Source organism: Pseudomonas benzenivorans, from assembly GCF_033547155.1.
Lineage (GTDB): Bacteria > Pseudomonadota > Gammaproteobacteria > Pseudomonadales > Pseudomonadaceae > Aquipseudomonas > Aquipseudomonas benzenivorans_B.
In genome coordinates, this window is sequence record NZ_CP137892.1 from 3,855,542 (window position 1) to 3,871,009 (window position 15,468).

Genomic DNA, 15,468 nt, shown 5'->3' on the forward strand with positions numbered 1-15,468 from the left:
ATAGACGCCCCCCAGGAGTGTCAACCCAATAAAAAAGCCCCCGCAAGCGGGGGCTTCTTCTAGATCAACCGATTACTCGACGATCTTGGCAACCACGCCGGCACCAACGGTACGGCCACCTTCGCGAATCGCGAAACGCAGGCCGTCTTCCATGGCGATCGGCTTGATCAGGGTGACAACCATCTTCACGTTGTCGCCCGGCATTACCATCTCAACGCCTTCCGGCAGCTCGCAAGAACCGGTTACGTCGGTGGTACGGAAGTAGAACTGCGGACGGTAGCCCTTGAAGAACGGGGTGTGACGACCACCTTCTTCCTTGGACAGCACATACACTTCGGCTTCGAACTTGGTGTGCGGCTTGATGGTGCCCGGCTTGGCCAGAACCTGACCACGCTCTACGTCGTCACGCTTGGTGCCGCGCAGCAGGACGCCACAGTTCTCACCGGCACGACCTTCGTCGAGCAGCTTGCGGAACATCTCGACACCGGTGCAGGTGGTCTTGGTGGTATCACGCAGACCAACGATCTCGATTTCTTCCTGGACCTTGACGATGCCGCGCTCGACACGACCGGTTACCACGGTACCGCGGCCGGAGATGGAGAACACGTCTTCGATCGGCATCAGGAACGGCTTGTCGATGGCGCGAACCGGCTCAGGGATGTAGGTATCCAGAGTCTCGACCAGCTTCTTGACGGCAGTGGTGCCCATCTCGTTGGCGTCTTCGCCGTTCAGCGCCATCAGCGCGGAACCGATGATGATCGGCGTGTCGTCGCCCGGGAAGTCGTAGGTGGACAGCAGGTCGCGAACTTCCATCTCGACCAGCTCCAGCAGTTCGGCGTCGTCAACCATGTCGGCCTTGTTCAGGAACACGACGATGTACGGAACGCCTACCTGACGGGACAGCAGGATGTGCTCGCGAGTCTGCGGCATCGGGCCGTCGGCAGCGGAGCAAACCAGGATAGCGCCGTCCATCTGCGCAGCACCGGTGATCATGTTCTTCACATAGTCAGCGTGACCCGGGCAGTCAACGTGCGCGTAGTGACGAATGTTGGAATCGTACTCTACGTGCGCGGTGTTGATGGTGATACCACGAGCCTTCTCTTCCGGGGCGCTGTCGATCTTGTCGAAGTCGACCTTGGCGCTGCCGAATACTTCGGAGCAAACGCGAGTCAGAGCAGCGGTCAGAGTGGTTTTACCGTGGTCAACGTGACCGATGGTGCCGACGTTGACGTGCGGTTTGTTACGTTCAAATTTTTCTTTAGCCACGACAGTGAACCTCTTGCCTAAAGGGCTGAATCAGCCTTGTTTTTTAACGAGGGCTTCGACGATGTTCGCCGGAGCTTCCGAGTACTTGGAGAATTCCATGGAGTAGCTTGCGCGCCCCTGGGACATGGAACGGACGTCGGTCGCATAACCGAACATCTCGCCCAGCGGCACTTCGGCACGGATAACCTTGCCGGACACCGAGTCCTCCATACCCTGGATCAGACCACGACGACGGTTCAGGTCACCCATCACGTCACCCATGTAGTCCTCAGGGGTTACCACTTCCACCTTCATGATCGGCTCAAGCACTACGCCGCCGCCCTTCTGGGCCAGCTGCTTGGTCGCCATGGAGGCCGCCACCTTGAACGCCATCTCGTTGGAGTCGACGTCATGGTAGGAACCATCGAACACGGTCGCCTTCAGGCCGATGAGCGGATAGCCGGCCACGACGCCGTTCTTCATCTGCTCTTCGATACCCTTCTGGATGGCCGGGATGTATTCCTTCGGAACCACGCCACCCACGACTTCGTTGTGGAACTCCAGACCTTCCTGCCCCTCTTCGGCCGGAGCGAAGCGGATCCAGCAATGACCGAACTGACCACGACCACCGGACTGACGAACGAACTTGCCTTCGATCTCGCAGCTCTTGGTGATCTTCTCGCGGTAGGACACCTGCGGCTTGCCGATGTTGGCCTCGACGTTGAACTCGCGCTTCATGCGGTCAACGAGGATGTCCAGGTGCAGCTCACCCATACCGGAGATGATGGTCTGACCGGTTTCTTCGTCGGTCTTGACGCGGAACGACGGGTCTTCCTGGGCCAGCTTGCCCAGCGCGATCCCCATCTTCTCCTGGTCAGCCTTGGTCTTCGGCTCGACGGCGACGGAAATCACCGGCTCCGGGAAGTCCATGCGCTCGAGAATGATCGGCTTTTCGATGTCGCACAGGGTGTCACCGGTGGTGACGTCCTTCATGCCGATCAGGGCCGCGATGTCGCCAGCGCGCACTTCCTTGATCTCTTCACGCTGGTTGGCGTGCATCTGCACCATACGGCCGACGCGCTCCTTCTTGCCCTTGACCGAGTTGATCACCGAGTCACCGGAGCTCAGCACGCCCGAGTAGACGCGCACGAAGGTCAGGGTACCGACGAAGGGGTCGGTCGCGATCTTGAACGCCAGAGCGGAGAACGGCTCGGCGTCGTCTGCATGACGCTCGTCCTGGATCTCGTTCTCGTCGGTGCTGTCCGGGTGGATACCCTGGATAGCCGGAATCTCGGTCGGCGCAGGCAGGTAGTCGATGACGGCATCGAGCACCAGAGGAACGCCCTTGTTCTTGAACGAGGAACCGCAAACAGCCGGAACGATCTCACCAGCCAGGGTGCGCGCACGCAGACCGGCCTTGATCTCTTCGACGGTCAGCTCGCCGCCTTCCAGGTACTTGTTCATCAGCTCTTCGTTGGCTTCGGCAGCAGCCTCGACCATGTTCGAGCGCCACTCTTCGGCCAGGGCCTGGAGCTCGGCAGGAATCTCCTCCTCGCGGTAGGAAGTCCCCTTGTCGTCTTCGTTCCAGTAGATCGCCTTCATCTTGATCAGGTCGACCTGACCTTCGAAGCTGTCCTCTGCACCGATGGCCAGCTGAACCGGAACCGGGGTGTGACCCAGACGGTTCTTGATCTGACCGACAACACGCAGGAAGTTGGCACCGGCACGGTCCATCTTGTTCACGTAAACCACACGCGGAACGCCGTACTTGTTGGCCTGACGCCATACGGTTTCGGACTGCGGCTCAACGCCGGAGGTACCACAGAACACTACGACGGCGCCGTCGAGTACGCGCAGGGAGCGCTCTACTTCGATGGTGAAGTCTACGTGGCCGGGGGTATCGATGACGTTGACGCGGTACTTGTCGTACTGCCCACGGGAACCCTGCCAGAAGGTGGTCACGGCAGCGGAGGTGATGGTGATACCGCGCTCCTGCTCCTGCACCATCCAGTCGGTGGTGGCAGCGCCGTCGTGCACTTCGCCCATCTTGTGGCTGAGGCCTGTGTAAAACAGGATCCGCTCGGTAGTGGTGGTCTTGCCCGCGTCAACGTGGGCACAGATACCAATGTTACGGTAGCGGTTAATTGCTGTGGTACGAGCCATAAAGCCCTCGCAAAATTAGTGTTGCCAGAATTAGAAGCGGTAGTGCGAGAACGCCTTGTTGGCTTCTGCCATGCGGTGCACGTCTTCACGCTTCTTGACTGCAGCACCCTTGCCTTCGGCGGCATCCAGCAACTCGCCAGCCAGGCGCAGAGCCATGGACTTCTCGCCACGCTTACGGGCGAAGTCCACCAGCCAACGCATGGCCAGAGCGTTACGACGGGACGGACGAACTTCGACCGGAACCTGGTAAGTCGCACCACCAACACGGCGCGATTTTACTTCGACCAGCGGAGCGATGGCGTCGAGAGCTTTCTCGAAGATCTCCAGGGGATCGCTGTTCTTGCGTGCTTTGACAGTGTCCAGAGCACCGTAAACGATGCGCTCGGCCACGGCCTTCTTGCCGCTTTCCATCACGTGGTTCATGAACTTGGCGAGGATCTGGCTTCCGTATTTCGGATCATCCAGGATCTCACGCTTGGCTGCTACACGACGTCTTGGCATTGATAAGCCCTCAAACGGTCTTCAGGTTAGCCCGGGACTGCAACATTCGAGTTACGCCCGACCTTACTCTTATCGACTCAATAAATAGAAAATCTGTCAGCTACCGAATCACTTCGGACGCTTGGTACCGTACTTCGAACGACCCTGCTTACGGTCCTTAACGCCGGTGGTATCCAGCGAACCGCGCACGGTGTGGTAACGCACACCCGGAAGGTCCTTTACACGACCGCCACGGATCAGCACCACGCTGTGCTCTTGCAGGTTGTGGCCTTCACCGCCGATGTACGAGGAAACCTCGAAACCGTTGGTCAGACGCACGCGGCATACTTTACGCAGTGCCGAGTTAGGTTTTTTCGGCGTAGTGGTGTACACGCGGGTGCACACGCCACGACGCTGCGGGCAGTTCTGCAGCGCAGGCACGTCGGATTTCTCGACGAGACGCTTGCGCGGCTGGCGTACCAGCTGGTTGATCGTTGCCATCTATAAGCTCCACTGTTGTCTTTCGACGCTATTGCCCTAAAAAAGCAAAATGGCAGGGCATGACGCCCTGCCAAATTTAGGGGTGCATGAGTCTAAAGAGACTGGCACCCCTCGTCAAGACGAAGCCCCGCGACCGGAGTTACGGGCCCCTCCCCTCGATTAGCTCCCGCTGGAGTTCAGCGCCTCGGTCAGTGCGGCTTCCACCTCACTGGCGCTGACACGGACCGGCTTGTCGGCATCACGCTTGCGCTTGCGCTCGCTGTGATAGGCCAGACCGGTACCGGCCGGGATCAAGCGACCGACCACCACGTTTTCCTTCAGACCGCGGAGGAAATCGCGCTTGCCGGTGACCGCGGCCTCGGTGAGGACGCGGGTGGTCTCCTGGAACGATGCCGCCGAGATGAACGACTCGGTGGACAGCGAGGCCTTGGTGATACCCAGCAGCACGCGGTCGTACTTGGCGATGAAGCGATCGTCGCCCGACAGGCGCTCGTTCTCTTCCAGCACCTGGGTCAGCTCGACCTGATCGCCCTTGATGAAGCTGGAGTCGCCCGACTCGGACACTTCGACCTTGCGCAGCATCTGGCGCAGGATGGTCTCGATGTGCTTGTCGTTGATCTTCACGCCCTGCAGGCGGTAAACGTCCTGGATCTCGTTGACGATGTACTTGGCCAGCGCGCTGACACCGAGCAGACGCAGGATGTCGTGCGGGTTGCTCGGGCCGTCGGAGATGACTTCGCCCTTGTTCACCTGTTCGCCTTCGAAGACGTTGAGGTGACGCCACTTCGGAATCAGCTCCTCGTACGGATCGCTGCCATCGGTCGGCGTGATCACCAGGCGGCGCTTGCCCTTGGTTTCCTTGCCGAAGGAGATGGTGCCGCTGATCTCGGCGAGGATCGACGGCTCTTTCGGCCGGCGCGCCTCGAACAGGTCGGCAACGCGCGGCAGACCACCGGTGATGTCGCGGGTCTTCGAGGTTTCCTGCGGGATACGTGCGATGACGTCACCCACGTTGACCTGACCACCGTCAGCCACACCCACCAGGGCGTTGGCCGGCAGGAAGTACTGGGCCGGCACGTCGGTGCCCGGCAGCAGCAGCTCCTTGCCGGAGGCGTCGACCAGCTTGACCGCCGGACGGATGTCCTTGCCGGACGCCGGACGATCCTTCGGATCGAGGACCTCGATGTTGGTCAGACCGGTCAGTTCGTCGGTCTGGCGCTTGATGGTGATGCCTTCTTCCATGCCGACGAAGGTCACGGTCCCCATCATCTCGGTGACGATCGGGTGGGTGTGCGGGTCCCACTTGGCGACGATGGCGCCCGCTTCGACCTTGTCGCCTTCCTTGACCGAAATCACCGCACCGTAAGGCAGCTTGTAGCGCTCGCGCTCGCGACCGAACTCGTCGGCCACCGCCAGCTCGCCGGAACGCGAAACCGCGACCAGCGCGCCATCCAGGCGCTCGACGTGCTTGAGGTTGTGCAGGCGGATCGCGCCGCCGTTCTTCACCTGGACGCTGTCGGCTGCGGAGGTCCGGCTGGCCGCACCACCGATGTGGAAGGTACGCATGGTCAGCTGGGTACCCGGCTCACCGATCGACTGGGCGGCGATGACGCCGACGGCCTCGCCGATGTTCACCTGGTGACCACGGGCCAGATCGCGACCGTAGCACTTGGCGCAGATGCCGTAGCGGGTTTCGCAGCTGATCGGCGAACGCACGATCACTTCGTCGATGCTGTTCAGCTCGATGAACTCGACCCACTGCTCGTCGACCAGGGTGCCGGCCGGGACGATGACGTCGTCGGTGCCCGGCTTGAACACGTCACGGGCGATCACTCGGCCCAGCACGCGCTCACCCAGGGGCTCGACCACGTCGCCGCCTTCGATGTGCGGGGTCATCAGCAGACCCTGCTCGGTGCCGCAATCGACCTCGGTCACCACCAGGTCCTGGGCCACGTCGACCAGGCGACGGGTCAGGTAACCGGAGTTCGCGGTCTTCAGGGCGGTATCCGCCAGACCCTTACGGGCACCGTGGGTGGAGATGAAGTACTGCAGAACCGACAGACCCTCGCGGAAGTTCGCGGTGATCGGCGTCTCGATGATCGAGCCGTCCGGCTTGGCCATCAGGCCACGCATACCGGCGAGCTGACGGATCTGGGCGGCGGAACCCCGCGCACCGGAGTCGGCCATCATGTACATGGAGTTGAAGGACTCCTGCTCGACTTCGTTGCCATCGCGATCGATGACCTTCTCTTTCGACAGGTTGCCCATCATCGCCTTCGACACTTCGTCGTTGGCCTTCGACCACAGGTCGATCACCTTGTTGTACTTCTCGCCCTGGGTCACCAGGCCGGAGGCGTACTGGCTCTCGATCTCCTTCACTTCCTCGGTGGCGGCGTCGATGATCCGCGCCTTCTCGTCCGGGATGACGAAGTCGTTGACGCCGATCGACACACCGGAAATGGTCGAGTAGGCGAAACCGGTGTACATCAACTGGTCGGCGAAGATCACGGTGTCCTTCAAGCCAACGGTGCGGTAGCACTGGTTGATCAGCTTGGAGATCGCCTTCTTCTTCATCGACTGGTTGACCACGTCGTAAGGCAGGCCGGCCGGAACGATCTGGAACAGCAGCGCACGGCCGACGGTGGTGTCGACGATGCGGGTGTTCTGGGTGATCGAGCCGTCCTTCTCCTTGATGGTCTCGTTGATCCGTACCTTGACGCGAGCGTGCAGCGAGGCTTCGCCGGCGCGGAACACCCGGTCGACTTCCTGCAGGTCGGCGAACACGCGGCCTTCGCCCTTGGCGTTGACGGCTTCACGGGTCATGTAATACAGACCCAGTACCACGTCCTGGGACGGCACGATGATCGGCTCGCCGTTGGCCGGCGAGAGGATGTTGTTGGTCGACATCATCAGCGCGCGCGCTTCCAGCTGGGCCTCCAGCGTCAGCGGCACGTGTACGGCCATCTGGTCACCGTCGAAGTCGGCGTTGTACGCGGCGCAGACCAGCGGGTGCAGCTGGATCGCCTTGCCTTCGATGAGCACCGGCTCGAACGCCTGGATACCCAGACGGTGCAGGGTCGGTGCACGGTTGAGCAGCACCGGGTGTTCGCGGATCACCTCGGCGAGCACGTCCCAGACTTCCGGCAGCTCGCGCTCGACCATCTTCTTGGCGGCCTTGATGGTGGTCGCCAGACCACGCATTTCCAGCTTGCCGAAAATGAACGGCTTGAACAGCTCCAGGGCCATCTTCTTCGGCAGGCCGCACTGGTGCAGGCGCAGGGTCGGACCCACGGTGATCACGGAACGACCGGAGTAGTCCACGCGCTTACCCAGCAGGTTCTGGCGGAAGCGGCCCTGCTTACCCTTGATCATGTCGGCCAGGGACTTCAGCGGACGCTTGTTCGAGCCGGTGATGGCGCGACCGCGACGGCCGTTGTCGAGCAGGGCGTCGACCGCTTCCTGCAGCATGCGCTTCTCGTTGCGCACGATGATGTCCGGCGCGGACAGATCGAGCAGGCGCTTGAGGCGGTTGTTACGGTTGATCACCCGACGGTACAGGTCGTTCAGGTCGGAGGTCGCGAAGCGCCCGCCGTCCAGCGGTACCAGCGGACGCAGGTCCGGCGGCAGCACCGGCAGCACGGTGAGGATCATCCACTCCGGCAGGTTGCCGGAGCCCTGGAAGGCTTCCATCAGCTTGAGGCGCTTGGACAGCTTCTTGATCTTGGTTTCCGAGTTGGTCTGCGGAATCTCTTCGCGCAGGCGACCGATCTCGTGCTCCAGGTCGATGGCGTGCAACAGCTCGCGCACGGCCTCGGCGCCCATGCGCGCGTCGAAGTCGTCACCGAACTCTTCCAGCGCCTCGAAGTACTGCTCGTCGTTCAGCAGCTGGCCCTTCTCCAGGGTGGTCATGCCCGGGTCGATCACCACGTAGCTCTCGAAATAGAGCACGCGCTCGATGTCACGCAGGGTCATGTCCATCAGCAGGCCGATGCGGCTCGGCAGCGACTTGAGGAACCAGATGTGGGCACAGGGCGAGGCCAGCTCGATGTGCGCCATGCGCTCGCGGCGCACCTTGGCCAGGGCCACTTCGACGCCGCACTTCTCGCAGATCACGCCGCGGTGCTTGAGGCGCTTGTACTTGCCGCACAGGCACTCATAGTCCTTCACCGGGCCAAAGATCTTGGCGCAGAACAGACCATCGCGCTCGGGCTTGAAGGTACGGTAGTTGATGGTTTCCGGCTTTTTCACTTCACCGAACGACCACGAACGGATCATCTCAGGCGAGGCCAACCCGATACGGATGGCGTCGAACTCTTCGATCTGACCCTGGTTTTTCAGCAAATTCAGTAGGTCTTTCAAGGCCTTTCCTCCTGGCGGAGCAGGGAGTGGGCTACAGCGCCCCACTCCCGATTCGCGTCACGTGTTATTCGGTTTCCAGATCGATGTCGATGCCGAGCGAACGGATCTCTTTGATCAGTACGTTGAAGGACTCGGGCATGCCCGGCTCCATACGGTGATCGCCGTCCACGATGTTCTTGTACATCTTGGTCCGGCCGTTCACGTCGTCCGACTTCACGGTCAGCATTTCCTGCAGGGTGTAGGCGGCGCCGTAGGCTTCCAGTGCCCAGACCTCCATCTCCCCGAAGCGCTGGCCACCGAACTGCGCCTTACCACCCAGCGGCTGCTGGGTCACCAGGCTGTAGGAACCGGTGGAACGCGCGTGCATCTTGTCGTCCACCAGGTGGTTCAGTTTCAGCATGTACATGTAGCCGACGGTGGTCGGACGCTCGAACTGGTTACCGGTACGGCCGTCGAACAGGCGCATCTGGCCGCTCTCCGGCAGATCGGCGAGCTTGAGCATCGCCTTGATCTCGCTTTCCTTGGCGCCGTCGAACACCGGGGTGGCCATCGGCACACCGCCGCGCAGGTTCTTCGCCAGGTTCAGCACTTCCTGGTCGCTCAGTTCGTCGAGGTTCTCCTGACGCCCGCCGATCTCGTTGTAGATCTGCTGCATGAACTGGCGCAGCTCGGCGACCTTGCGCTGCTCTTCGAGCATGCGGTTGATCTTCTCGCCCAGGCCCTTGGCCGCCAGGCCCAGGTGGGTTTCGAGGATCTGCCCGACGTTCATACGCGAGGGGACGCCCAGCGGGTTGAGGACGATGTCGACCGGGGTGCCGTTGGCATCGTGCGGCATGTCTTCGACCGGCATGATCACCGAGACCACACCCTTGTTACCGTGACGACCGGCCATCTTGTCGCCCGGCTGGATGCGGCGGCGGATGGCCAGGTAGACCTTGACGATCTTCAGCACGCCCGGCGCCAGGTCGTCGCCCTGCTGCAGCTTGCGCTTCTTGTCTTCGAACTTGTCGTCGAGCATCTGGCGGCGGTCGGAGATGTAGGCCTGGGCCTTCTCCAACTGCTCGTTCAGCGCATCGTCGCTCATGCGCAGCTTGAACCACTGACCACGCTCGAGGCCGTCGAGGAACTCGTCGGTGACCTCGCTGCCCTTCTTCAGGCCGGCGCCGCCCTCGGCGATCTTGCCGACCAGGGCCGCACGCAGACGCTCGAAGGTCGCGCCCTCGACGATGCGGAACTCCTCGTTCAGGTCCTTGCGGATCTCGTCCAATTGCATCTTCTCGATGGCCAGGGCGCGGGAGTCGCGCTCGACGCCATCGCGGGTGAACACCTGGACGTCGATCACCGTGCCCTTGGTGCCGGTCGGCACGCGCAGGGAGGTGTCCTTCACGTCGCTGGCCTTCTCACCGAAGATCGCCCGCAGCAGCTTCTCTTCCGGGGTCAGCTGGGTCTCGCCCTTCGGCGTGACCTTGCCGACCAGGATGTCGCCCGGGCCGACTTCGGCGCCGACGTAGACGATACCGGCCTCGTCCAGCTTGTTCAGTGCAGCCTCACCGACGTTCGGGATATCCGCGGAGATCTCCTCCGGGCCGAGCTTGGTGTCACGGGCCACACAGGTCAGCTCCTGGATGTGGATGGTGGTGAAGCGGTCTTCCTGGACCACGCGCTCCGACAGGAGGATGGAGTCCTCGAAGTTGTAGCCGTTCCACGGCATGAACGCGACGCGCATGTTCTGGCCCAGGGCCAGTTCACCCATGTCGGTGGACGGGCCGTCGGCGAGGATGTCGCTGCGCTCGACCTTGTCGCCTTTGCTCACCAGCGGACGCTGGTTGATGCAGGTGTTCTGGTTGGAGCGGGTGTACTTGGTCAGGTTGTAGATGTCGACACCGGCCTCACCGGTTTCGACTTCGTCGTCGTTGACCCGTACCACGATGCGGCTGGCGTCGACCGAGTCGATCACCCCGCCACGACGCGCGACCACGCAGACGCCCGAGTCGCGGGCGACGTTGCGCTCCATGCCGGTACCGACCAGGGGCTTGTCCGAACGCAGGGTCGGCACGGCCTGACGCTGCATGTTCGAACCCATGAGGGCGCGGTTGGCGTCGTCGTGCTCGAGGAACGGGATCAGCGAGGCCGCGACCGAAACCACCTGCTTCGGCGAGACGTCCATCAGGGTGACGTCTTCCGGCGCCTTGACGGTGAACTCGTTGAGGTGACGCACGGCCACCAGCTCGTCGATCAGCTCACCCTTGTCGTTCAGGGTGGCCGACGCCTGGGCGATCACGTGATCGGCCTCTTCGATGGCCGAGAGGAAGACGATCTCGTCGGTGACCTGGCCTTCCTTGACCACCCGATACGGGCTCTCGAGGAAGCCGTACTGGTTGGTGCGGGCATAGGCCGCCAGGGAGTTGATCAGACCGATGTTCGGACCTTCGGGGGTCTCGATCGGGCACACGCGACCGTAGTGGGTCGGGTGCACGTCACGCACCTCGAAGCCGGCGCGCTCGCGGGTCAGACCGCCCGGGCCGAGCGCGGAGACGCGGCGCTTGTGGGTGATCTCGGAGAGCGGGTTGTTCTGGTCCATGAACTGCGAGAGCTGGCTGGAACCGAAGAACTCCTTCACCGCCGCCGCCACCGGCTTGGCGTTGATCAGGTCCTGCGGCATCAGGCCTTCGCTTTCGGCCATCGACAGGCGTTCCTTGACCGCACGCTCGACGCGCACCAGGCCCACGCGGAACTGGTTCTCGGCCATCTCGCCGACGCAACGCACGCGGCGGTTACCCAGGTGGTCGATGTCGTCGACGATGCCCTTGCCGTTACGGATGTCGACCAGGGTCTTGAGGACCTCGACGATGTCTTCGCGGCTCAGCACGCCGGAACCTTCGATCTCGGTACGACCGATACGACGGTTGAACTTCATCCGGCCCACGGCGGACAGGTCGTAGCGCTCGGCGCTGAAGAACAGGTTGTTGAACAGCGTCTCGGCGGCGTCCTTGGTTGGCGGCTCGCCAGGACGCATCATGCGGTAGATCTCGACCAGTGCTTCCAGCTGGTTGGTGGTCGAATCGATCTTCAGGGTATCGGAGATGAAGGGACCGCAGTCGATGTCGTTGGTGTACAGGGTCTCGATGCGCACCACCTGGGCCTTGGCGATCTTGACCAGCAGGTCCAGGGTCAGCTCGGTGTTGCACTCGGCGATGATCTCGCCGGTAGCCGGGTGCACGATCGCCTTGGCCGTGGTGCGGCCGATCAGGTAATCGAGCGGAACGTCCAGCTCTTTGATGCCAGCCTTGTCCAGCTGGTTGATATGGCGCGCGGTGATACGACGGCCCTGCTCGACGATGACCTTGCCGTTGCCGTCCTTGATGTCGAGCACGGCGACTTCGCCGCGCAGGCGCTGCGGCACCAGTTCCAGGCTCAGGGCCTCGCCCTTCACGTGGAAGACGTTGGTGTCGTAGAAGGCATCCAGCATCTCTTCGGTGCTGTAACCCAGGGCGCGCAGCAGCACCGAGGCCGGCAGCTTGCGGCGACGGTCGATACGCACGAACACGGCGTCCTTCGGATCGAACTCGAAGTCCAGCCAGGAGCCGCGGTACGGAATGATCCGCGCGGAGTACAGCAGCTTGCCGGAGCTGTGGGTCTTGCCGCGGTCGTGGTCGAAGAACACGCCCGGCGAGCGGTGCAGCTGGGAAACGATGACGCGCTCGGTACCATTGATCACGAAGGTGCCGTTCTCGGTCATCAGGGGGATTTCCCCCATGTAAACTTCTTGCTCTTTGATGTCCTTGATCGCTTTGTTCGACGACTCTTTGTCGAAAATGATCAGGCGCACCTTCACCCGCAACGGTACGGCGAAAGTCACGCCGCGCAGCACGCATTCCTTGACGTCAAAAGCCGGCTCGCCCAGGCGATAACCGACATACTCCAGAGCAGCATTGCCGGAATAGCTGATAATCGGGAAAACGGACTTGAAGGCCGCATGCAGGCCGATGTCGCGAAACTGGTCCTTGGTCGCTCCCGCCTGCAGGAATTCGCGATACGAATCCAGCTGGATGGCCAGGAGATAAGGCACATCCATGACATCCGGCAACTTGCTAAAGTCCTTGCGGATACGTTTTTTCTCAGTGTATGAGTAAGCCATCAGCGTTCCCCAGCTTGGTCACCTGCTTATTTGGCCTCTCCGACGGGAGCAGCCAGAAAATCTTGCAAACCCTCGGTTTGCGCCACCCTCGTGGGTGGGAGTTTCCGCCTAGGCCGAGCGTTGATTAGTCGACCTAGAACGGAAAAAGGCCGGTGGCAAAAGCCACCAGCCATCAGCCTTCCGCGAATCGCTTGGGCTGCAGACGCAAAGTCGTCGCTTACTTGAGCTCGACAGTGGCGCCAGCTTCTTCCAGTGCCTTCTTGGCGGCTTCGGCTTCTTCTTTCGAAGCGCCTTCCTTGACCACGCCCGGGGCGCCGTCAACGACTGCCTTGGCTTCTTTCAGACCCAGACCGGTCAGTTCGCGAACGACCTTGATCACGTTCACTTTCTTCTCGCCGGCGGAAGCCAGGATGATGTTGAACTCGGTCTGCTCTTCTACAGCAGCAGCGGCGCCGGCAGCCGGTCCAGCAGCAACAGCGGCGGCGGCAGTCACGCCGAACTTCTCTTCCATTGCCTTGATCAGTTCAACAACCTGCATCACGGACATTTCGGATACAGCGTTGATGATGTCTTCGTTGGTCAGAGCCATGACTCTAATTCCTGTATTGGGGGACAGCCTTCGCGGCCATCAAATTAAACAAATATGCGTGAAAGGGGATTAGGCGGCCTGGATCAGGCAGCCACGCCTTCTTTCTGGTCGCGAACAGCCGCCAAAGTACGAACGAACTTGCTGGTAGCGCCTTGCATCACGCTCATCAGCTGAGAAATCGCTTCGTTGTAAGTCGGCAGGGTTGCCAGTACGTCGATCTGATTGGCTGCGAGGAACTGACCCTCGAACGCAGCTGCCTTGATCTCGAACTTGTCCTGACCCTTGGAGAACTCCTTGAAGATGCGGGCAGCAGCGCCCGGATGCTCGTTGGAGAACGCAATCAGGGTCGGGCCTTTGAACACGTCGTTGAGCACGTCGAACTGAGTGCCTTCAACGGCGCGGCGCAGCAGGGTGTTACGTACGACTTTCACGTACACACCAGATGCGCGGGCCTCTTTACGGAGTCCGGTCATAGCACCTACGGTCACGCCACGGGCATCGGCCACGACAGCGGACAGGGCAGCTTTGGCAGCCTCGTTGACTTCAGCGACGATGGCCTTCTTGTCTTCGAGTTTAATTGCCACGGGTTTACTCCTGGATGTTACCGTTTCGCCCAGCCGAAGCCGGACGGCGTTTTGGTGTCTGATTCGGTACGAATCGGGAGCACCATCTGCGTAGGCTGCCGAAGATCGCTCCTCGGGTTTAAGGCTCGCGCCGCCTACGGTCTTGGACAGCCCCCGCCAGGCAGGGACCCCAATCTTGCCGGCCGGCGGAATCGCTTCCGCCTGCCTAATTCATTACGCGTCCAGCGATGCCTGATCGATGACCAGACCCGGGCCCATGGTGGTGCTCAGGGTCACACGCTTGACGTAGATACCTTTGGAGGTCGACGGCTTCAGGCGCTTGAGGTCGGCGATCAAGGCTTCGACGTTCTGCTTCAGCTTCTCGGGCTCGAAGCTGACCTTGCCGACGGAACCATGGATGATGCCGTTCTTGTCGGTACGGAAGCGCACCTGACCGGCCTTGGCGTTCTTCACGGCATTGGCCACGTCCGGGGTTACGGTACCGACCTTCGGGTTCGGCATCAGGCCGCGCGGACCGAGCACCTGGCCCAGCTGACCGACGACACGCATGGCGTCCGGAGAAGCGATGACCACGTCGTAGTTCAGGTCGCCGCCTTTCATTTCGGCAGCCAGGTCGTCCATGCCAACGCGGTCGGCGCCAGCAGCCAGAGCGGCTTCGGCAGCAGGGCCCTGGGTGAACACGGCGACGCGAACGCTCTTACCGGAACCGTTCGGCAGAACGGTGGCACCACGCACGACCTGATCGGATTTGCGCGGATCGACGCCCAGGTTCACCGCGACGTCAACGGACTCGGCGAACTTGACAGCCGACAGCTCGGAGAGCAGAGCGGCGGCTTCGACGAAGCTGTAAACCTTACCGGCTTCGACCTTTGCGGCGATCGCCTTTTGACGCTTAGTCAACTTAGCCACTTACACACCCTCCACGTTCAGGCCCATGCTACGAGCGGAACCGGCGATGGTACGCACGGCCGCATCCAGGTCAGCGGCAGTCAGATCAGCCTCTTTGGTCTTGGCGATCTCTTCCAGCTGAGCACGGGTCACGGTACCGACCTTGACGGTGTTCGGGCGCGCCGAACCGCTGGTCAGACCTGCCGCCTTCTTCAGCAGAACCGAAGCTGGGGTGCTCTTGGTTTCAAAGGTGAAGCTGCGGTCGCTATAAACAGTGATGATCACCGGGGTCGGCAGACCGGGCTCCATGCCCTGGGTCTTGGCGTTGAACGCCTTGCAGAACTCCATGATGTTCACGCCATGCTGACCGAGAGCCGGACCTACGGGCGGGCTCGGGTTGGCCTGCGCAGCCTTTACTTGCAGCTTGATATAAGCCGTTATCTTCTTAGCCATGAGCTACTCCAGTTACGGGTTCTAACGCCTTGCGGCTCCCCGGTGATTACATATTTATCCCAGTGACG

At 61.6% G+C, this 15,468-nt stretch carries 10 protein-coding genes; all 10 read right to left on the reverse strand.

What is annotated here, in order from left to right; genetic code table 11:
• Positions 1–72: 72 nt before the first annotated feature.
• Positions 73–1,266: an elongation factor Tu gene (tuf, locus tag SBP02_RS17960; RefSeq protein WP_318643776.1), complete on the reverse strand. Its 1,194-nt coding sequence runs from the start codon at positions 1,264–1,266 to the stop codon at positions 73–75.
• Between the two features lie 30 nt (positions 1,267–1,296).
• Positions 1,297–3,408, reverse strand: a complete 2,112-nt coding sequence (gene fusA / locus SBP02_RS17965) for an elongation factor G (RefSeq protein WP_318643777.1) — start codon at positions 3,406–3,408, stop codon at positions 1,297–1,299.
• Between the two features lie 30 nt (positions 3,409–3,438).
• Entirely contained in the window at positions 3,439–3,909 is a 471-nt protein-coding gene (gene rpsG / locus SBP02_RS17970) for a 30S ribosomal protein S7 (protein WP_009397350.1), read from the reverse strand.
• 108 nt (positions 3,910–4,017) lie between these two features.
• Entirely contained in the window at positions 4,018–4,389 is a 372-nt protein-coding gene (gene rpsL, locus SBP02_RS17975; RefSeq protein WP_318643778.1) for a 30S ribosomal protein S12, read from the reverse strand.
• Between the two features lie 159 nt (positions 4,390–4,548).
• Entirely contained in the window at positions 4,549–8,748 is a 4,200-nt protein-coding gene (rpoC, locus tag SBP02_RS17980) for a DNA-directed RNA polymerase subunit beta' (RefSeq protein ID WP_318643779.1), read from the reverse strand.
• A gap of 64 nt (positions 8,749–8,812) precedes the next feature.
• Positions 8,813–12,886 (reverse strand): DNA-directed RNA polymerase subunit beta, encoded by a 4,074-nt coding sequence (gene rpoB / locus SBP02_RS17985; protein WP_318643780.1) that lies wholly within the window; start codon positions 12,884–12,886, stop codon positions 8,813–8,815.
• Positions 12,887–13,103: 217 nt separating this feature from the next.
• Positions 13,104–13,475: a 50S ribosomal protein L7/L12 gene (rplL, locus tag SBP02_RS17990; protein ID WP_318643781.1), complete on the reverse strand. Its 372-nt coding sequence runs from the start codon at positions 13,473–13,475 to the stop codon at positions 13,104–13,106.
• 83 nt (positions 13,476–13,558) lie between these two features.
• Positions 13,559–14,059: a 50S ribosomal protein L10 gene (gene rplJ / locus SBP02_RS17995; RefSeq protein WP_213641505.1), complete on the reverse strand. Its 501-nt coding sequence runs from the start codon at positions 14,057–14,059 to the stop codon at positions 13,559–13,561.
• A gap of 213 nt (positions 14,060–14,272) precedes the next feature.
• On the reverse strand, positions 14,273–14,968 hold the full coding sequence (gene rplA / locus SBP02_RS18000; protein ID WP_318643784.1) for a 50S ribosomal protein L1: 696 nt from the start codon (positions 14,966–14,968) through the stop codon (positions 14,273–14,275).
• The gene (gene rplK / locus SBP02_RS18005) at positions 14,969–15,400 is read right to left on the reverse strand and encodes a 50S ribosomal protein L11 (protein WP_213641507.1); all 432 of its coding nucleotides are present in this window, start codon (positions 15,398–15,400) and stop codon (positions 14,969–14,971) included.
• Between the last annotated feature and the right edge of the window lie 68 nt (positions 15,401–15,468).